General features: G+C 66.6%; 18 protein-coding genes. 6 read left to right on the top strand and 12 right to left on the bottom strand.

Translation table 11 applies throughout. The features are described 5' to 3' along the window. The first annotated feature begins 104 nt into the window (after nucleotides 1-104). Both rtcR and AC06FA_RS06300 read left to right on the top strand, forming a co-directional pair. Nucleotides 105-1,706 carry an RNA repair transcriptional activator RtcR gene (rtcR, locus tag AC06FA_RS06305; protein WP_478067563.1) on the top strand — a complete coding sequence of 534 codons (1,602 nt, stop codon included), beginning with the start codon at nucleotides 105-107 and terminating at the stop codon, nucleotides 1,704-1,706. A gap of 73 nt (nucleotides 1,707-1,779) precedes the next feature. Then, on the top strand, nucleotides 1,780-1,926 hold the full coding sequence (locus AC06FA_RS06300) for a hypothetical protein (protein WP_478067562.1): 147 nt from the start codon (nucleotides 1,780-1,782) through the stop codon (nucleotides 1,924-1,926). Nucleotides 1,927-2,002: 76 nt separating this feature from the next. On the opposite strand, the gene AC06FA_RS06295 is transcribed toward AC06FA_RS06300, so the two are convergent. Both AC06FA_RS06295 and AC06FA_RS06290 read right to left on the bottom strand, forming a co-directional pair. Further along, nucleotides 2,003-2,557, bottom strand: a complete 555-nt coding sequence (locus tag AC06FA_RS06295) for an SUKH-4 family immunity protein (RefSeq protein WP_478067561.1) — start codon at nucleotides 2,555-2,557, stop codon at nucleotides 2,003-2,005. A 1-nt stretch (nucleotide 2,558) separates the two neighbouring features. After that, nucleotides 2,559-3,113 (bottom strand): hypothetical protein, encoded by a 555-nt coding sequence (locus tag AC06FA_RS06290; RefSeq protein ID WP_478067560.1) that lies wholly within the window; start codon nucleotides 3,111-3,113, stop codon nucleotides 2,559-2,561. 141 nt (nucleotides 3,114-3,254) lie between these two features. Here AC06FA_RS06290 and AC06FA_RS06285 point away from each other — a divergent pair, with 141 nt between their 5' ends. Beyond that, nucleotides 3,255-3,881: a hypothetical protein gene (locus tag AC06FA_RS06285; RefSeq protein ID WP_478067559.1), complete on the top strand. Its 627-nt coding sequence runs from the start codon at nucleotides 3,255-3,257 to the stop codon at nucleotides 3,879-3,881. A gap of 87 nt (nucleotides 3,882-3,968) precedes the next feature. Here AC06FA_RS06285 and AC06FA_RS06280 read toward each other — a convergent pair whose 3' ends face one another. Beyond that, nucleotides 3,969-4,295 carry a low molecular weight protein tyrosine phosphatase family protein gene (locus AC06FA_RS06280; RefSeq protein ID WP_108757537.1) on the bottom strand — a complete coding sequence of 109 codons (327 nt, stop codon included), beginning with the start codon at nucleotides 4,293-4,295 and terminating at the stop codon, nucleotides 3,969-3,971. A 132-nt stretch (nucleotides 4,296-4,427) separates the two neighbouring features. Between AC06FA_RS06280 and AC06FA_RS06275 the strand changes: the two genes are divergently transcribed. Continuing rightward, nucleotides 4,428-5,138: a hypothetical protein gene (locus AC06FA_RS06275; RefSeq protein WP_478067558.1), complete on the top strand. Its 711-nt coding sequence runs from the start codon at nucleotides 4,428-4,430 to the stop codon at nucleotides 5,136-5,138. Nucleotides 5,139-5,671: 533 nt separating this feature from the next. Here the strand turns inward: AC06FA_RS06275 and uvrD are convergent. The 5 genes from uvrD to rpmB all read right to left on the bottom strand — a co-directional run bounded on the left by uvrD (nucleotide 5,672) and on the right by rpmB (nucleotide 11,452). Next, on the bottom strand, nucleotides 5,672-7,864 hold the full coding sequence (gene uvrD / locus AC06FA_RS06270; protein ID WP_478067557.1) for a DNA helicase II: 2,193 nt from the start codon (nucleotides 7,862-7,864) through the stop codon (nucleotides 5,672-5,674). 9 nt (nucleotides 7,865-7,873) lie between these two features. Then, complete coding sequence (locus AC06FA_RS06265) at nucleotides 7,874-9,295, bottom strand: FAD/NAD(P)-binding protein (RefSeq protein ID WP_478067556.1); 1,422 nt, start codon at nucleotides 9,293-9,295, stop codon at nucleotides 7,874-7,876. A 30-nt stretch (nucleotides 9,296-9,325) separates the two neighbouring features. Further along, the gene (gene cls / locus AC06FA_RS06260) at nucleotides 9,326-10,744 is read right to left on the bottom strand and encodes a cardiolipin synthase (protein ID WP_478067695.1); all 1,419 of its coding nucleotides are present in this window, start codon (nucleotides 10,742-10,744) and stop codon (nucleotides 9,326-9,328) included. A gap of 293 nt (nucleotides 10,745-11,037) precedes the next feature. Continuing rightward, on the bottom strand, nucleotides 11,038-11,205 hold the full coding sequence (gene rpmG, locus AC06FA_RS06255) for a 50S ribosomal protein L33 (RefSeq protein WP_170272460.1): 168 nt from the start codon (nucleotides 11,203-11,205) through the stop codon (nucleotides 11,038-11,040). A 10-nt stretch (nucleotides 11,206-11,215) separates the two neighbouring features. Further along, nucleotides 11,216-11,452 (bottom strand): 50S ribosomal protein L28, encoded by a 237-nt coding sequence (gene rpmB, locus AC06FA_RS06250; RefSeq protein ID WP_005411638.1) that lies wholly within the window; start codon nucleotides 11,450-11,452, stop codon nucleotides 11,216-11,218. 282 nt (nucleotides 11,453-11,734) lie between these two features. Here rpmB and AC06FA_RS06245 point away from each other — a divergent pair, with 282 nt between their 5' ends. Then, on the top strand, nucleotides 11,735-12,985 hold the full coding sequence (locus tag AC06FA_RS06245; RefSeq protein WP_478067555.1) for a glycosyltransferase: 1,251 nt from the start codon (nucleotides 11,735-11,737) through the stop codon (nucleotides 12,983-12,985). Nucleotides 12,986-13,003: 18 nt separating this feature from the next. On the opposite strand, the gene dnaQ is transcribed toward AC06FA_RS06245, so the two are convergent. Both dnaQ and AC06FA_RS06235 read right to left on the bottom strand, forming a co-directional pair. Then, the gene (gene dnaQ / locus AC06FA_RS06240) at nucleotides 13,004-13,513 is read right to left on the bottom strand and encodes a DNA polymerase III subunit epsilon (RefSeq protein WP_478067554.1); all 510 of its coding nucleotides are present in this window, start codon (nucleotides 13,511-13,513) and stop codon (nucleotides 13,004-13,006) included. 135 nt (nucleotides 13,514-13,648) lie between these two features. After that, the gene (locus AC06FA_RS06235; protein WP_478067553.1) at nucleotides 13,649-14,542 is read right to left on the bottom strand and encodes a LysR family transcriptional regulator; all 894 of its coding nucleotides are present in this window, start codon (nucleotides 14,540-14,542) and stop codon (nucleotides 13,649-13,651) included. A 109-nt stretch (nucleotides 14,543-14,651) separates the two neighbouring features. Between AC06FA_RS06235 and AC06FA_RS06230 the strand changes: the two genes are divergently transcribed. Beyond that, a complete protein-coding gene (locus AC06FA_RS06230) occupies nucleotides 14,652-15,050 on the top strand; it encodes a RidA family protein (protein WP_478067552.1) in 399 nt (132 codons plus the stop codon). 6 nt (nucleotides 15,051-15,056) lie between these two features. Here the strand turns inward: AC06FA_RS06230 and AC06FA_RS06225 are convergent, their stop codons facing one another. Together AC06FA_RS06225 and AC06FA_RS06220 are read right to left on the bottom strand one after the other, a co-directional pair. Continuing rightward, on the bottom strand, nucleotides 15,057-15,743 hold the full coding sequence (locus AC06FA_RS06225; protein ID WP_478067551.1) for a hypothetical protein: 687 nt from the start codon (nucleotides 15,741-15,743) through the stop codon (nucleotides 15,057-15,059). 166 nt (nucleotides 15,744-15,909) lie between these two features. Beyond that, complete coding sequence (locus tag AC06FA_RS06220; protein ID WP_478067694.1) at nucleotides 15,910-19,077, bottom strand: efflux RND transporter permease subunit; 3,168 nt, start codon at nucleotides 19,075-19,077, stop codon at nucleotides 15,910-15,912. Nucleotides 19,078-19,087 lie beyond the last annotated feature (10 nt).

The raw sequence follows: 19,087 nt of genomic DNA, 5'->3' as shown, positions 1-19,087 counted from the left end.
CAGACACAATTCATTGTTTTTAATGGTCTTTTTCCAGAACCGCGCGGCAGGCAGCGCTTTTATTGCCGATTTTTCTATATAGTTTTGGCGCGTCTTCTATAGGAATGGATATGTCACGGCGACAGGTAGTCTTCGGCATGCTCGGCACCCAGCTCGACACGGGCGAAGGCCCCGGCCGCTGGCAGAAATGGCGGCCGACGGTGTCGCTGGGCATGCACGAGGATTTCCTGCCCGACCGCGTCGAGCTGCTGCTGGACGAGCGCCGCTACGCCAAGCTGGCGCGCGTGGTGTGCGAGGACCTGCAGCAGGCCGCGCCGGGCCTGGAGGTGCGTCGGCACGACACCTACCTGGCCGATCCCTGGGAATTCGAAGGGGTCTACGCCACCCTGCACGACTTCCTGGCCAGCTACCCGTTCCAGCCGGACGAGGAGGACTACTTCGTCCACATCACCACCGGCACCCACGTGGCGCAGATCTGCTGGTTCCTGCTCACCGAAAGCCGGCACTTCCCCGGCCGCCTGCTGCAGACCTCGCCACCGCGCAAGCAGGATGGCGCGGCCGGCAGCTACGCGGTCATCGATCTGGACCTGTCGCGCTACGACCACATCGCCCAGCGCTTCGCCCAGCAGCAGCTGCAGGACCGTGACCTGCTGAAGAGCGGCATCGCCACCCGCAACGCGGCCTTCAACGCGATGATCGAACAGATCGAAACGGTGGCCACACGTTCGCGCGCCCCCATGCTGCTGATGGGCCCCACTGGCGCCGGCAAGAGCCAACTGGCCAAGCGCGTGTTCGAGCTGAAGAAGCTCAAGCACCAGCTGCCCGGCCGCTTCGTCGAAGTGAACTGCGCCACCCTGCGCGGCGATGGTGCGATGAGCACGCTGTTTGGGCACACCAAGGGCGCCTATACCGGTGCGTCGTCCGATCGCGCCGGCCTGCTGCGCTCGGCGCACCAGGGCCTGCTGTTCCTGGATGAGATCGGCGAACTGGGACTGGACGAACAGGCCATGCTGCTGCGCGCACTGGAAGAGAAGCGCTTCCTGCCGGTTGGCAGCGATCGCGAAGTGGAAAGCGAATTCCAGCTGATCGCCGGCACCAACCGCGACCTGCAGCAATCGGTGCTGGAGGGCCGCTTCCGCGAGGATCTGCTGGCACGCCTGAACCTGTGGACCTACCACCTGCCGGGCCTGGCCGAGCGCAGCGAGGATATCGAGCCGAACATCGAGTTCGAACTGGAGCGCTGGTCGCAGCAGCAGCATGCGCGGGTGCGCTTCAACGTGGAAGCGCGCGCACGCTACCTGGCCTTTGCTACCAGCGGTGAGGCGGCCTGGCGCGGCAACTTCCGCGACCTGGGCGCATCGATCATGCGCCTGGCCACGCTGGCAAATGCCGGCCGCATCCAGACCGAGGGCGTGGACGAGGAGATTGCCCGCCTGCGTCGCCAGTGGCGCGGCGGCGAAGCGCCCTCTCCGTTGCAGGCCCTGCTGGGCGATGCCGCTGACCAGCTGGATCGCTTCGACCGCGTGCAGCTGGAAGAGGTGGTACGCGTCTGCGCGCGCTCAAAGTCGCTTTCCGCCGCCGGACGCGAGCTGTTCGCGGTGTCGCGCACCCAGCGCGCCAGTACCAACGACGCCGACCGCCTGCGCAAGTATCTGGCGAAGTTCGGCCTGGATTGGGAGCAGGTGCGCAGCCCCGCTTCCGCGTAGCGTCGAGCTTGCTCGATCAACGGCAGCTGTACATGCTGGCCGCGCAGCATCCACCGCCTTCAAGGAGATCGCCATGCACGAACGCAAACCAGAACCGGCCGCCGTCCCGCGCACAATCCTATGGATTGTCATCGGCGTTCTCGCCATGCTTTACGGCGGCTATCAGGTCGGCAAGGATCTGGCCCTGCGCGACAACGCACGAGAGGCCGCCTGCCGGTAACACGCGACCCACGCGTTCGTAGCGCCGGGCGTGCTCGACAGGCACCACGCACGTCGAGCACGCGCGGCGCTACGCGCTAGTGTTCGTCGCGCCAGAAGCTGCCTTCCGCTGCTGCCTGCGGATCGATATCCGCGACCACCGGCAGGAACCCGGCCGGGTCCTCCACGAAGTACGGAAACTCGCACAGGCAGGCGGCGAAATGCAGCAGGTCGCGGTTGACGAATACGCGTGCGTCACCGTTGTCGTGGTCCCACATCACCACTTCACCGCTGGCCGCATCGATGGCCAGCAGGTTGCCGCCGCCGTCGTGGCCGATGGCCAGGCCAGGGGCCGGCAGGCTGGCGGAAAGCGCGCCTGCCCGCTCGCCATCGAAGAACGACAGGTAGGGCGCCGCCTGGCGCGGCAGGCCCTGCTCGCTCAGCAGCTGCCGCGCGCGCGCATCCAGCCAGGTCGGCAGCGCTTCCAGCCGGTGGCACTGGAAGGCGTACAGGTCCGCCAGATCCGGCTCTTCCTCGATCAGCTCGACGGGCATGGCCGGCAGCAGGGCCATCAACATTTCCCGGAAATGGGTGACCACCCGCGACGTGTGATCGCCGCCGGCAGCGGCATCATCCATGAGAGTCGTGCTCACCTCAGGCGATCTGCACGACGCGCGCGTTCTGGCACAGCGGGTAGCTGGCGACGAACTCGGCAATGGCCGCCTGCATCGCGGCAAACGACTGGCCATACATGTACAGCGCGGTCTCTGTCGGCCCCTGCCACCAGCTGCAGATCTCGCCCAGGCCGTCGATGCGCTCGGACAGCTGCTCGAACACATGGTTCGAATCGCACTGCTCGTACACCTCGTCCGGCAGGTTCAGACCGTCAAGATAGATGCCCAGCCCCTCGGTGACGCCAAAGCTGCGATCGGCCTCGCCCGCGCCCTGCACCTTGGACCCCTTCGGTGCGCCCAGCTGTTCCAGCAGGTCAACCAGCTTGGGTACGTCGGCGGCGCCGTGCAGCGCCACTTCGATATCACCGTACTCGACTTCGCCCTCGTCGGAGATCGCGGTGCCGCCGCCGGTGATCTCACCGATCCCGGCCGCCTGCAGCAGCGCGTCCAGCGGGTCCTCGAACAGTTCGTGGCGATGCGCAGGCTGCAGCCTGGCATTCAAGGTCACGGTAACGTGCAGCGTGGGTTCGGTCATGGCGGCGTTCCTGGAAGATGTCACCGCCCATTGTAGAGTCGAGCTTGCTCGACTGCTTCTTCCTGACCCGTTCCGCTCCCCCTGCCTGGCAGCCAAGCGATAATGCGCAGTGCAAGGACATCATTCCAACAGGGGGAATACATGAAGTCGATCATTGCAGCCACGCTGCTGCTGTTGCTCACTGGCTGCGGCATCCGCACCGAAGTCGTGCGGGTGAACGCGCCTGACATCCGGGTCAATCCCGAGCAGGGCCCGGTGGTCGTCATCGCGCCGGTGCGCGATGGTCGCACGACGTACTTCCCGCAGGTGGCGGCTGCGGAGCGCCCGCAGAGCATCGGTGGCGTCATCCGCGGCAACAATGGCGTGCTGGTGTCCCTTGAGTCGTCCACCGCCCCGGACAAGGCGCGCGAGATCATGATCCAGGCCCTGCGCAACATGGGCTACCGCACGACAGACCAGTGCACGGCCACCTGCACGGAACTGGAAGCAACCTTGACCGATTTCTCGGTGAAGATGCCAATGAACTTCTGGCGTGCCGCGTCTTCGACCCAGCAGATGCTGGCCGACATAGCGGTCGATGTGACCGCCCGCAAGGACGGTCAGGCCCGAACCTTCACGGCCACCGGCCACGGCGCCAACATTTTCCAGATCGTCTCGCGCGAGAACTGGGAGATCGCGTTGGAGCGCGCGGTGAAGAACTTCACCAGCAGCCTGCAGCAGTCTATGTCCGAGCAGGATGCCGCGACGGGCTCGAAGGCGCAGGACTGAGGTCCCCGATCCGTAGAGTCGAGCTTGCTCGACTGCTTTTTCGTAGGGGCAGTCGAGCAAGCTCGACTCTACGGGACGTTCCCACGCTCAGCGCAGGAACGGCGGCACCTTGCGCTTCAGCAGTTCCACCAGCACCGGGTCCATGTAGTCGTAGTCGTCGGGAATATCCAGGCAGATCACCCGCTTGCCGTTCAGCCATGCCTTGTAGCGGCTGGACAGCCGGTTGCGGTGTGCCTTTTCCATCACGAACACCAAGTCGGCCCACTGCAGCAGCTCGGGGCTGAGCACTTCCTCGGCGTCGGCCAGCAAGCCCGCCGAGGCGGTTTCGATGCCGGGCCAATCGGCAAACACCTGCTCGGCCGTGGGGCTGCGCAGGCGGTTCTGGCTGCAGAGGAAGAGCACGTTGCGGGTCATGGCCGCAGCGTAATCGGGGTCGGATCGCTTTTCCATCGGAAAAGGGCTCTGACCCCATGTGCTTTCAGAAAAGTTGCATAGCCCAAGAACGCATCAGCAACCATCATGGTGTTTTTAAACGTCCAGATGCACATGATCACCAAGGATGACCTGCTAACGACGTTCGCAGAGGTAGCCGAAGCACACGGCTGCTACTTCAGCAAGTACGTAGTCGCGACGTACGTGCTCTACTGCTGCATAAGGAATGCCAAGGGACATGACCTCGCGATCGCGTCCAGGAATGTCGATGATCCGGAGTTCGCCGCCAGCGTTGTACTGAACGCGCCGCCCCGTCTTTCACATGATGGGCCAACGATCTTTGAAGTTCTTTCCAACGCCTATGGGTTCACTCATGCGATGGCGGTGCCCAGCACGTATCACGGGCTTCTGAACCGAATCGAGAAGCGCACGGGTCTGTTCCTGTGCTTGCCGATCTTCCGGTGTGAGTTCAACGGCAACGAATCAGCAGAGGACTTCAAGTGGTCCACACATCACATCGTTGACGTCAACAACTGGCATAGGACCAGGCAGCCGAAGATAAGCGTGTACTTCGACAATCCCCGCACTGGCGGCGGAACGGACAAGGACGGCGCCATCGTGAGCCTGGAGACGTTGGTAGCCGAGATCGACAACCTCAACGGTGTGGGCAACGGCTTCATCGAGATCACCAACTACCGCGGCGAAGTGATCGAAGTGCTGTCGCCGCGCGAAGGGACCTACGTGCTGATCCGCAATCGGAAGGATGAAGCGCTGATGGATCGCGCAAGTGTGATTTCCGCGGTGGAGAAATTCACCACAGAATGACGCCCCACCGCTTTGGTAGCGTCGAGCTTGCTCGACTGAACGCGCAAAGCAGTCGAGCAAGCTCGACTCTACAGGAGCTCGCAGATCGAGGTGCTGTCGCCGCGCGAAGGGACCTACGTGCTGATCCGCAATCGGAAGGATGAAGCGCTGATGGATCGCGCGAGCGTGATTTCCGCGTTGGAGAAATTCACCACAGAATGACGCCCCACCGCTTTCGTAGCGTCGAGCTTGCTCGACTGAACGTGCAAAGCAGTCGAGCAAGCTCGACTCTACAGGAGCTCGCAGATCGAGGTGCTGTCGCCGCGCGAAGGGACCTACGTGCTGATCCGCAATTGGCAAGATGAAGCGCTGATGGATCGCGCGAGCGTGATTTCCGCGGTGGAGAAATTCACCACAGACTGACGCCCCACCGCTTTCGTAGAGTCGAGCTTGCTCGACTGAACGCGCAGAGCAGTCGAGCAAGCTCGACTCTACAGGAGCTCGCAGAGCGGGTCAGAGCCCTCCCCGCGGGAGGGATCTGACCCTGACGGTGATCAGATCACCGTCAGGTTGGCGTAGGCCATCACCAGCCATTTGCTGCCGGCATCGGCGAACTCGACCTGCACGCGGGCGTGCGCGCCGCTGCCTTCGTAGTCGGTCACCATGCCTTCGCCGAACTTGGGATGGGTGACCAGGGCACCCAGCTTCAACGGCGGTGCCTCGATCGAGGCATGGCCCATCACCCGGCTGCTGCCCAGCGAGGCCGGGCGCGAGACCTGCACCTTCGGGCGCACTTCGTGCAGCAGCTCGCGCGGGATCTCGCGCAGGAAGCGTGACGGCAGGCTGTAGTTGTCCTGGCCGTGGATGCGCCGCGATTCGGCGTAGCACAGCACCAGCTTCTGTCGTGCACGGGTAATGCCCACGTAGGCCAGGCGGCGCTCTTCTTCCAGCCGCCCGCTTTCTTCCAGCGAGCGTGCGCTGGGGAACAGGCCGTCTTCCATGCCGGCCAGGAACACCAGCGGGAACTCCAGGCCCTTGGCCGAGTGCAGGGTCATCAGCTGCACGCCTTCCTCGCCCGCCTGCGCCTGGCCTTCACCGGCCTCCAGCGCGGCGTAGGCCAGGAAAGCGACCAGCTCATCCATTTCCTCGCCCACTTCCTCGATGTCATCGGCACGGCGCACGAAGCGCGAGGCCACCGACACCAGTTCGTCCAGGTTGTCGGTGCGCGATTCCGAATCCAGGGAATTGCGGCTTTCCTTGCTCCAGTGCTCGCGCAGCTGCGAGCGCGACAGGATGTGGTCCACGCGCTCGGCCAGGGTCATGTGCAGGGTCTGTGCCTGCAGCTCGTTGACCAGCACCAGGAAGCCGGCCAGCGCGTTGCGTGCGCGTGCGGCCAGCGCGGTGCCCTGGGTGACCAGCATGGTGGCTTCCCACAGCGAGAGGCCCTGCGCACGCGCTTCGCGACGTACTTCGTCCAGCGTGCGTTCGCCAATGCCACGGGTGGGCGTGTTCACCGCGCGCTCGAAGGCGGCATCGTCGTTGCGGTTGGACAGCAGGCGCAGGTAGGCCAGCGCGTCCTTGATTTCGGCACGCTCGAAGAAGCGCATGCCGCCATACACGCGGTACGGTACCTGTTCGCTCAGCAGCGCTTCTTCCAGCGCGCGCGACTGCGCGTTGCTGCGGTAGAGCACGGCCACTTCGGTGTAGCTGCCACCGTCGCGCACCCACTGGCGGGCGCGTTCGACGATGTAGCGCGCCTCGTCCATTTCGTTGTACGCGGCGTACAGGTCGATCGGCTCGCCATCGCCGCTGTCGGTCCACAGTTCCTTGCCGATGCGGTCCGGGTTGTGCGCGATCACCGCGTTGGCGGCGCCCAGGATGTTAGCGGTGGAACGGTAGTTCTGTTCCAGGCGGATGGTCTGCGCGCCGGGGAAATCGCGCAGGAAGCCCTGCACGTTCTCGACCTTGGCCCCACGCCAGCCGTAGATGGCCTGGTCATCGTCGCCCACCACGAATACGTGGCCTTCGTGCCCGGCCAGCACGCGCACGAAGGCGTACTGGATGGCATTGGTATCCTGGAATTCATCCACCAGGATTTCGCGGAATCGGGCGCGGTAGTGCGCCAGCAGGGCCGGGTTGTCGCGCAGCAGTTCATGCGCGCGCAGCAGCAGTTCGGCGAAGTCGACCAGGCCGGCGCGGTCGCAGCGCGCCTGGTATTCGATGTACGCCTGGCGCATGGTTTCCAGCCACGCGTCGTGCGGCTCGGGCTGGATGTGCTGCGGGCGGCGCCCCTCGTCCTTCTGCTCGTTGATCCACCACGCAATCTGCTTGGGCGGGTGCTTGCTGTCGTCGATCTCCAGCGCCTGCACCACGCGCTTGACCAGCCGCAGCTGGTCGTCCGAATCCATGACCTGGAAGCCTTCGGGGAGCTTGGCGTCCTGCCAGTGCAGGCGCAGCAGGCGGTTGGCCAGGCCGTGGAAGGTGCCGATCCACATGCCGCGGCTGCCGTTGGGCAGCTGAGCGTCGATGCGGTGGCGCATTTCACCGGCCGCCTTGTTGGTGAAGGTGACCGCGAAAATGCCGTGGGTGGGCACGCCGAAGACTTCATGCAGCCAGGCGATGCGGTGGGTAAGCACGCGGGTCTTGCCCGAACCGGCGCCGGCCAGCACCAGGTGGTGGCCGGGGGGAGCAGAGACGGCGTCGCGCTGGGCCGGGTTCAGGCCATCAAGCAGGTGGGAGACATCCATGCCCCCATTTTACGGCATCGGGGTCGCGTGCCCTGCGACCACCTGTGCGGCCAGCGCCTGCGCCTGCTGACGCAGTTCAGGCACGGCCAGGCTCTCCCACAGGCTGCCGATGCGCAGGCTGCCCAGCACGCCCAGCCGCGGCTGCGGCCGGCCCTGCGCGTCGTGCAGGCGATCGCCGGGCACGCTGCTGTCCAGGCCCAGCCCATGCGGCCCCGGCCGCGCCACGCCGTCGGCCAGCAACTGCTGCAGCAGCGGATTGCGCAGCGCGCTGGCGCGGGTTTCCACGCCGGTGGCGTTGATGATGCCGGCCACGGCCCAGGCCTGGTCGGCACCGTCGGCGCTGCGCCCGCTCAGCAGCAGGGCGCCGTCCTGCTGGCGCACCTGCTGCAGCCGCGCGCGGTGGATCTGCAGCTGGCCCGTGGCCTGCAGTGCCTGCAGCTGCGCGTGGATGTCTTCGGCGATGCGATGACGATGCACGTCCCAGTAGCGCACCACATGGCGCAGGAAGCGGCGCTGGTCGGCTTCATCCAGGCTGCACCACAGGGCCTGCCCATGGGCGCGGATGCGGTCCATCACGCCCTGCCACGGCTGTCCTTCGGCCTGCAGTTGGCGGGCGTGCTGGCGCAGCGCGCGCAGCCGCTGGCGCAAGCTGAGCGGCAGCAGGCTGGCGGGATCGAAGCTGGGCAGCGCGCCATGGTCGTGCGGCAACGGCAGCAGTCCATGACGGGAAATGACATGCAGCGGGCCGCTATGGCCGGCAGCCACGAGGGCCAGCACGGTGTCGGCCATGCTCAAGCCGGAGCCGACGATGGCCAGTGCCTGCGTGCCGGCCAACGTGCGCACGCCGTCATAATCCCAGGCTTCGACCACGGCATCGGCAGGCAGGGCATTGGCGCCGGGCACGGGCAGCGGGCGCATGCTGTTGCCGGTGGCCAGCACCGCCTGTGCGGCGCGCAGCGTCTGGCCATCGCCCAGCTGCAGCTGGCAGCCGTGCGCATCCACCTGCAGCGCCAGTACTGGCTGGGCGATCACCTGCAGCGCTGCGGGGCTGGCCGCAACCGCCTGCTGCAGGCGCTGCTGCAGGTAGCGTGCGAAGTAATGGCGGCAGACATAGCGCTCGCCCAGCACGTCGCGTGCTTCACCCGGATAGGCGTTGGCGGCTTCCAGGTAATCGAGGAAATCGCCGGGCTGATCGGGGAACGCGCTCATCTTCGCCGCCGGCACGTTCAACAGGTGCTCGGGCCACGGTGTGGAATAGGCGATGCCCTGCGCCGGCTGCGAGGCCGGCTCGAACAGGACGATGCGCAGCGGCTGCCGGGCCTGCTGCAGCACGTGCAGGGCCACCAGTACGCCGGCGGCGCCGCCACCGATGATCGCCAGGTCCGCTTCAGCGGTTCGCGCGGAATCAGTCATGCGGGGATTGTAGGCCATGGCCGGCGCACCCCGCGCCAACGCGACCGTTTACATCAGCGCATCGGCCAGCCGTGCAATGCCTTCACGGCTGCGTCGCCATGCCGGCCGCTGCCGCCACTGCTCCAGGTCCAGCAGCGTCGATTGCCGCAGGTAGTCGTCTTCGATCGCACACAACTGCTTCACCAGCGGGCGGTCGTAGCAGATCAGGCCGATTTCGGCATTCAGCGCGAACGATCGGATATCCATGTTGATCGAGCCGAGTACCGCGATGTCTTCGTCCACGCTCATGTGCTTGGCATGCAGGAACTGCGGCTCGTACAAGGCAATCTGCACGCCACAGCGCAGCAGCTCGTCGTAGTACGCCTCCTGCGCCCACGACGTCAGCCGCTGGTTGTTGCTGGCCGACAGGATCAACTGCACCTGCACGCCCGACAGCGCGGCGATGCGCAGCGCGCTCAGGGTCGCCTCGTCGGGCACGAAGTACGGGGTCACCATCACCAGCCGCCGCCGTGCCAGGTGAATGAGCGCAGCCACGGCATCGCGCGCGTTGCTGTACGGGTAGGCCGGGCCGCTGGGCAGCAGCTGGGTGGCGATGTCATCGCTGCACACCGGCACGTTGGCGATCACCTCCAGGCGCTGCCCGGTTTCCATGTACCAGTCGCTGGCGAACACCGCTTCCAGATGCGCCACCGCCGGGCCGCGCACGCGCGCGACCAGTTCACGGTTGGGGTGGCCAGGTACGAACTGCGGGCCCGCCAGGTTCTGCGAACCCACGTAGGCCACTTCGTTGTCGATCACCGCGATCTTGCGGTGGTTGCGCAGGTCCATGCGGCCGCTGCGGCGCCAGCGCAGGCCGCCCGGCAGCATCGCGCGCACTTCCACATCGCGTGCCTGCAGCCGCTTGCGATAGGCGCGCAGGCCGCGCTTGGCGCCGACGGCATCCAGCAGCACCCGGCACTGCACGCCACGCGCGGCGGCGCGCTGCAGGGCCTCGACGATGGCCTCGCCCACGGCGTCATCGAACATCAGGTAGTACAGCAGGTGCACGCGGTCTTCGGCCTGGTCGATATCGGCAATCAGGCTGTGCAGCGATTCGTCGTAGTCGGTCAGCAGATCGACAGCGTTGCCATGCACCGGCATGAAATCACCCTGGCGCTGCACCAGCGGCACGATCTCGGCACTGGCGGTGTCGGTCTGTGGCACCCAGCGCAGGCGGCGCTGCAACGCCTGCTCTTCGCGGATCACCAGCGAAGCCTCGGCCTGGCGGCGGATGCGTTCGCGCGACAGCCAGGGATGGCCGAACAGCAGGTACAGCGGCAGGCCCAGCAGGGGCACGAAGCCGACCAGCAACAGCCAGCTGCGGGCGGCCCCCGGCGTGGTGCGGGTGGGAATCCAGCACAGCGCGACCAGGCGGATGAGCCAGTCGATCAACAGCAGGTAGGAGCCCAGCAGCCACTCGAACAGCATCGCGTCGCCCGTCGGGAGGTGTGCGGCCATTCTGCCCAGCAGGGTGTGTAGAGTCGAGCTTGCTCGACTGCTTGGAAGCCATGTGCCAACCAAGGTTGGCACCTACCGGGGGTGGGAATGTGTGCCAACCAAGGTTGGCACCTACCGGGGTGGCGATGTGTGCCAAGCAAGGCTGGCACCTACCGGGGGTGGGGAATGTGTGCCAACCAAGGTTGGCACCTACCGGGCGCCGGGCATGAAAAAACCCGCCACGAGGGCGGGTTTTTCCGGAGGCGATCAGCAACCCTTGCGGATTACTTGATCTTGCCTTCCTTGTACGGGACGTGCTTACGCACGACCGGATCGTACTTGGAGAATTCCATCTTCCCCGGGGTGTTCTTCTTGTTCTTGTCGGTCGTGTAGAAGTGACCGGTACCGGCGGTCGAAATCATACGGACCTTATCGCGCTTGCCTGCCATGATCGTCTACTCCTCAGACCTTTTCGCCGCGCGCACGCAGCTCAGCCAGAACGGAATCGATGCCGTTCTTGTCGATGGTGCGCAGTGCATGCGCGGAAACACGAAGCTTCACCCAGCGGTTTTCGCTGGCAACCCAGAAGCGGCGCTCGTGCAGGTTGGGCAGGAAACGACGACGGGTCTTGTTGTTGGCGTGCGAGACGTTGTTACCCGTCTGCACTCGCTTGCCGGAAACCTGGCATACGCGGGACATTGCGCACCTCGATAGTTAATTTTGTCAGCCCGTAGCCCGGGAGACGGCGGCCTCGGTGGTTGCCCACCACACGTCAAGAGAATCAAAGGGTTACGCTGGCGTTGGGCGGCCGGGGACGTGCTCCCGGGGGCGCCGCCCGGCACGAAACCGGACACAGCGAGCCGCGCATTATGCAGGCTTTCAATCACTTGCGCAAGTTGTCCACAGGGCAAAGGCTGAACGCGGCACGCCGTGTTCATGCCCGGTCTGCCCATACTGGCGCCCCTTCCCGCGAGCCCGTCGATGCGACTGCTGGCCCTGACCTATGGCACCGAAGGCGACACCCGGCCGCTGGTGATGCTGTGCCACGGCCTTCGCCAGGCCGGCCACGAGGTGATGCTGCTGGCCGAACAGGGCACGCTGGCCACTGCGCGCTACCTGGGCGTGCCGCACGCGGCGCTGGAAGGCGACATCCACGACGAAGTGGTGGCCCTGGTGGCAGGCGGCAACAATCTGGCTGCAGCCTCGCGCGGGCTGGCGCGGATGGCCGGCCGCCACGTGCCGGCCTGGATGGCGCAGGCCGATGCGGCCGCCACGGGCTGCGACGCCGTACTGACGGGGGGTCTGGCCGCCCTGGTGGGCCTGAGCGTGGCCGAACGGCACGGTCTGCCGGCGATCGGCACGGGCATGATCCCGCTCACGCCCACGCGTGCCTTTGCCTCCCCCTTCCTGCCGCCGCTGCCGCTGCCCGGGTTCCTGCGCCGGGCCAGCTACGGGCTGGTCAACCAAGCGGTATGGCGTACGTTCCGCAAGCCGCTCAACGCGGCGCGCGCCGCACTGGGGCAAGCGCCGCGTCGCACGCTGTGGACCGGCCTGCCAATGCTGTACGGCATTTCCCCGCAGCTGCTGCCACCGCCACCGGACTGGCCGGCCGACCACGTGGTGTGTGGGCAATGGCGGATGCCGGAGCAACCGTGGTTGCCGCCGCCAGACCTGCAGGCCTTCCTCGATGCCGGTCGGCCACCGGTGTACCTGGGCTTCGGCAGCATGACCGGTTTCGACCGCGAGCGTGTGCTGCCAGCGTTGCTACACGCCCTGGCACCGCGCCGCGTGCTGCTGTTTCCCGGCTGGGCGGGCCTGCCTGCAGGCGCCCTGCCGGCGAACGTGTTCGTCGTCGGCCCGACACCGCATGAAGCGTTGTTGCCGCACTGCACGCTGGCCATCCACCACGGTGGCAGCGGCACCACGCATTCGGCCTGCCGCGCGGGCATTCCCTCAGTGGTGATGCCTTTTGCCGCCGATCAGTTCTTCTGGGCGCGGCGGCTGCAGACGCTGGGGGTTGCGCCAGCGCCACTGTCGCCGAAACGATTGGATGCGGCCACGCTGGCGGCGGCGATTGCGTTCGCCGAAGACGCGGAAACGCGTGCACGTGCCGCTGCGCTGGGTGCAGCGATGGCCAGCGAGGATGGCGTGGCCACTGCAGTCGCGATGATCGAACGGGTGGCGGGGCTTCCCGGTGGGGTCGGATCCTGCGTCGACAGACGCGGGCTCTGACCCCAGCCGCAGGCCAACTCAACGCAGGTACGGAATCACCTGGGCCAGCAGATGCGCATCCTTCAGCGCGCCATGCAGGCCGCGCTCGCCGGGAATGCCCAGGCGTCGCAGCAGGTCATCCAGCTTGTTGGGCTGCCCCGGCCAGCGCTGCTGGGCGATCTTCAGGCTGCAGGTCACGCGGCAATGGTGGGCCAGGGTCACCGTGTGGCCGGCCAGGCGAAGCTCATGGTCCAGAAAGCCAACGTCGAACGTGGCGTTGTGCGCCACCAGTTCACTGCCACGCAGGAATTCAAGCAGTTCGATCGCCTTGTTGGAGAACAACGGCTTGCCCACCAGCATGGCGTCACTGATGCCGTGCACACGTTGTGCGAAAGGGTCCACGCGACGTTGTGGCTGCAGGAACGTGTGGAACTGGCGCCCCGTGATACGTCCGTCGATCATTTCCACCGCACCGATTTCAATGATGCGATGGCCCTGCTTATGCGACAGGCCGGTGGTTTCGGTGTCCAGTGCAACGATGCGACTCATGCGGCGATCCGTTTCCTTTGTGGCGTGCCGGGAATGGTCGCACGAAGGTTGACGTCATCGACCTAGGAACAGTTGCAATCCTTTGCGGTCGGGAGGCTGTAGCGCCGAGCAGAAGCCGTCGAGCAACGCTCGACTCTACAAGTGCGCCTCCATCACCCAATCAATGAACACCCGCAGGCGCTGGCTCATGTGCCGGTTCGGCGGGAACATCACGTGCATCGGCATGGCCGGCAGCAGCCAGTCCTGCAGCACCGGCTGCAGTTCGCCGCGGGCCACGTGCGGCTGCGCCATGTAGCTGGGCACGGTGACAACGCCCAGTCCGGCCACACCGGCCGCCAGGTACGCGTTGCCATCATCGAAGGCCACCGTGTAACGGCCCTGCACCTCGATGCGCTCATCGCCACGGCGGGCACTGAACACCCGCGCGCGACCACTGCGCGGGCTGAGGAACCCGACCACGTGATGGTCCGGCCCTTCCAGCGCGCGCGGGTGGTCGGGCATACCGAAACGCTGCAGGTAGGCGGGGCTGGCATGGAAGCCGATCGGCAGGCTGGCCAGCGGCCGTGCGACCAGCGCCGGGTCGGCCGGCGTGCCGCCACGGATCACGCAGTCCACGTTGTCGGCGATGACATCCACTTCGCGGTCGCTCACCCCGATATCCAGCTGGATCTCCGGGTACCGCGCGTGGAAGTCCGCCAGCGCCGGTACCAACCGCAGCCGTGCGTACGGCCCGGGCACGTCGATGCGCAGGCGCCCGCGCGGCTGGCTGGCGGCTTCGCCCAGGCCACCTTCCACCGCCTCCAGTTCGGCCAGCAGGCGGGCGATGCGTGGGTAGTAGGCCGCACCATCGGCGGTGGTGCTGACACGGCGCGTGGTGCGGTTGAGCAGGCGCAGGCGCAGGTGCGCTTCCAGCTGCTGCACCAGCTGGGTGACTGTGGTGCGGCTGACCTGCAGGGTGTGCGCGGCGCGGGTGAAACTGCCGGTTTCCACCACGCGGGCGAAGGCCCGCATTGCCTCGAAACGGTCCATGGGCGGCCCGCGATTGTTTGGGATCGACAATCAATCTAGGCCGATTATCGCGGTTTATCCAGACAGCCTTGGCGGGGAGGATGGCCGTCTCTTCCACGGGATATTCCCCATGTCACAGCGTGATGTCGTGTTCCCCGCCGGGCGCCAGGCCCTGTACGAGCGCAACCGCTACTCGCCTGCGGTCCGCTCCAATGGCTTCCTGTTTGTCTCCGGCCAGGTCGGCAGCCGTGAGGACGGCTCGCCCGAGCCGGATTTCGAAACCCAGGTGCGCCGCGCCTTCGATAACCTCAACGCGGTGCTGGCAGCCGCCGGCTGCACGTTCGACGATGTGGTCGACGTGACCGTGCTCCTGGTCAACCCGGAAAAGAATTTCGAGAAGGCCTGGGCGATCGTGCCCGAGTACTGGGGCCAGGCGCCACACCCGACCCTGACCGGTATCGGCGTGACCTGGCTGTATGGGTTCCAGTTCGAGATCAAGGTGATCGCGAAGCTGCCTGCACCCAAGTAGTACGAATCACTCTGCGGCAAATTCCAGTATGCGGCGCCAACGCAAAGGTTTCGTCGCACGCGCCGGGTCGGGGCCGAACCGGTTCAACCAGCCGGCGGCCAATGCGCGCGCACGCAGGCGTTCGCCAACGCCTTCGGCCATTTCAACTTCAACGTGGGTCACTCTGCCTTCTGCATCCACGTCCGTTGCCCAGACCAGCTTTCCCACCCATTCGGCCGCCGGAACGGACGGATCGTAGTTTGGACGACCCGCAACGTAGGGCCCGTCGTGCCCCAGGTACAGCGGGGAGTCCTCCAGGCGGTGATCGACGCGAACGTCTGCTCTGCCGGTGCGGCCGTCGCCAAGCGTGGCATCCACCGTCCACATGCCGGCTGCCCCTGCGGCGCCGATGTCCGCAGGGAAACACGTTTTCCGGCCACGGAAACCGGCATGCCTTACGTGCGAGATGCGAACGCCCTTGGCATCACGAATGGTGAGCTCCAGCCCGCCCACATCGGCGTCCTCTCCACCGGCGGCAACGCAGATGCGGTGGTCATGCTGGCCATCGGCAACGAACTGGTAGGCCACCGACCGTGCGATCGCATCTGTGGGCGTCGGCGCCCACAGCAACTCCACGTAGACATCCCCGGCGGCGAATGCAGCGGGACTGGCCAGGACCAGCAGCAGACCAGCTGCGGCAGCGCGTGCAGTCATCGTTCCGTCCTTGGTGGCGATTCCCGATCCTCACCGATGGTGCACGGCGGCGCAACCAGGCATTGGTGTCGGCGCGATTGCCTGCGGCAGGGGTCGGCAGCCAGCGGAAGCCGCTGGAGGGGATGGGGTCAGAGCCCTTCCTGCGGAAGGGATCTGACCCCTCCGGTCAGGGCTCGCGGCGGTGCAGCCAGCGGTACAGCACCGGCAGCACCAGCAGGGTCAGCAGCGTGGACGAGACGATGCCGCCGATCACCACGGTGGCCAGTGGCCGCTGCACCTCCGAACCCGCGCCAACGTTGAAGGCCATCGGCACGAAGCCCAGCGAAGCGACCAGGGCGGTCATCAGCACCGGGCGCAGGCGGCCCAGCGCGCCGTCGCGCACCGCATCCAGCAAGGGCATGCCCTGCTGCCGCAGGTGGCGCACGAAGCTGATCATCACCAGCCCGTTGAGCACCGCCACACCCGACAGGGCGATGAAGCCGACGCCGGCCGAGATCGACAGCGGCAGCCCACGCGCGGCCAGCGCCAGTACGCCGCCGGTCAGGGCCAGCGGCACACCGCTGAACACGATGGCCGCATCACGCACCGAGCCGAACGCCCAGTACAGCAGCACGAAGATCAACAGCAGCGTGACCGGCACCACCACGGCCAGGCGCTGGCTGGCCGAGATCAGCTGCTGGAAGCTGCCACCGTAATCGACCCAGTAGCCGGGCGGAAGCTGCACCCCACCCTGCACGGCCTGCTGCAGGTCGGCCACGAAACTGCCGAGGTCGCGATCGCGCACGTTGGCGGTGACCACGATGCGACGCTTGCCGTTGTCGCGGTTGATCTGGTTTGGCCCCTCGCTGGTTTCGATGCGGGCCAGTTCGCGCAGCGGCACGGTACGCGGCGCACCGCTGCCCGCGGCCACGCCCCGGCTCAGCTCGTCGCCGTTGTCACTGGCCAGCGCCGGTTCCAGCGAAATCGGCAGGTCGGCCAGTGCAGCCGGGTCCTGGCGCAGCGCTTCCGGCAAGCGCACCACGATGTCGAACCGGCGATCCCCCTCGAACAGCTGCCCGGCCACCTGCCCGCCCACGGCGGTGGCGACGGTGGACTGCACCTGCCCCGGGTTCAGGCCATAGCCGGCCAGCCGCTGCCGATCCGGCAGCACGGTCAGCAGCGGCAGGCCACTGGTCTCTTCCAGCCGCACATCGGCCGCGCCCGGTACCGCTGCAACCACGCGCTGCAGGCGCTGGCCGACGTTGCGCAGGGTGTCCAGATCATCGCCGTACAGCATGACCGCCACATCGGCACGCACGCCGGAAATCAGCTCGTTCATGCGCATCTGGATCGGCTGGGTGAACTCGTAGTTGTTGCCGGGCAGCGATTCCACCGTGCGCTCCAGCTCGGCCAGCAGCGTGGCGCGCGGCTTGCGCGGGTCGGGCCACTGGCTGCGGGGCTTCATCATGATGAAGGTGTCGGCCACCGAAGGCGGCATCGGGTCGGAGGCCACTTCCGGCGTGCCGATCTTGGAGAACACCTTGGCCACTTCCGGTACCTGCAGCAGGCGGCGCTCGATCTGCACCTGCATCTGCACCGACTGGGCCAGGCTGGTGCCGGGAATGCGCATGGCATGCATGGCCACATCGCCCTCGTCCAGGCTGGGCACGAATTCGCTGCCCAAGCGCGTGGCCAGGGCGCCACAGCCCAGTACCAGCACCACGGCACCCACCGCGATCCAGCGACCGCGGCGCAGGGTAAACGCCAGCAGCGGCTGGTAGCGCCGCCGCAGCCAGGCCATCAGCCGGTTTTCCTTTTCCTGCACGCGACCACCGAGGAACAGCGCGATGGCAGCCGGCACGAAGGTCAGGCACAGCAGCATCGCGCCGGTCAGCGCCAGCACCACGGTGATCGCCATCGGGTGGAACATTTTTCCTTCCACGCCGGTGAGCGCGAAGATCGGCAGGTACACTGCGGTGATGATGCCCAGGCCAAACAGGCTGGGGCGGATCACTTCGGCGGTGGCGCTGGCGGTTTCAGCGAAGCGTTCGGCCACGGTCATGTCACGGCCCAGCGCGTGCTGGCGTTCACCGAAGCGGCGCAGGCAGTTTTCGATGATGATGACCGCGCCATCGACGATCAGGCCGAAATCCAGCGCGCCCAGGCTCATCAGGTTGGCCGAGACACCACCGCGCGCCATGCCGGTAAGCGTGAACAGCATGGCCAGCGGAATCACTGCGGCGGTGATCAGCGCGGCACGCACGTTGCCCAGCAGCACGAACAGCACCACGATCACCAGCAGTGCGCCTTCCAGCAGGTTGCGCGCCACGGTCTGGATGGTGCGGTCGACCAGCGCGGTGCGGTCATAGCTGGCGGTAACGGTCACCCCCGGCGGCAGGCTGGCCTGTGCCTGCTGCAGGCGGGCCGCCGCGGCCTGCGCGACCTCACGACTGTTGGCGCCGACCAGCATGACCACCGTGCCCATCACCACTTCATGGCCGTTCTGGGTGGCCGCACCGCTGCGCAGCTCCGGTCCGTCGGCCACGTTGGCCACGTCGTGCACATGGATCGGCACACCTTCGCGGCGGTCCAGCACGATGTTGCCGATCTCCTGCAGATCGGCCACCTGGCCGGGAATGCGCACCAGGAACTGCTGGCCGTTGCGTTCGATGTAGCCGGCACCGACGTTCTGGTTGTTGGCCTGCACGGCGGCGGCCACGTCTTCCAGAGTGAAACCCAGCGCGCGCAGTCGCGCCGGGTCCGGGGTGATGTGCACCTGGCGCTGGAACCCGCCGATGGTGTTGACCTCGGTCACGCCCGGCACGTTGCGAAGCTGTGGGCGGATCACCCAGTCCTGCAGGGTGCGCAGATCGGTGGCGGTGTAGGCCGTGCCATCGGCTTTGCGCGCCTTGGGATCGGCATCGAGGGTGTACATGAAGATCTCGCCCAGGCCGGTGGCGATCGGCCCCAGCTGCGGGTCCAGCCCGGCCGGAATCTGTGAGCGCACCTGCTGCAGGCGTTCGGCCACCTGCTGGCGGGCGAAGTACAGGTCGGTGCCGTCCTTGAACACCACCGTGACCTGCGACAGCCCGTAGCGCGACAGCGAGCGCACATGGTCCAGCTTCGGCAGGCCGGCCATCGCCGTTTCCACCGCGTAGGTGATGCGCTGTTCGCTTTCCAGCGGCGAGTAGCCGGGCGCGGCGGTGTTCACCTGCACCTGCACGTTGGTGATGTCCGGGGTGGCGTCGATCGGCAGCCGGGTGAAACTCCAGATGCCGACCGCCACCATCACCACGGTCAGGCCCAGCATCAGCCAGCGGCGCTGGATGGCTGCGGCGATGATGCGTTCCAGCAGACCGTTGCGG

The organism is Stenotrophomonas sp. Steno-C17, from assembly GCF_056393165.1.
Note: the sequence above shows the minus strand (reverse complement) of the source record. Positions and strands in the feature narration are given on the sequence as shown.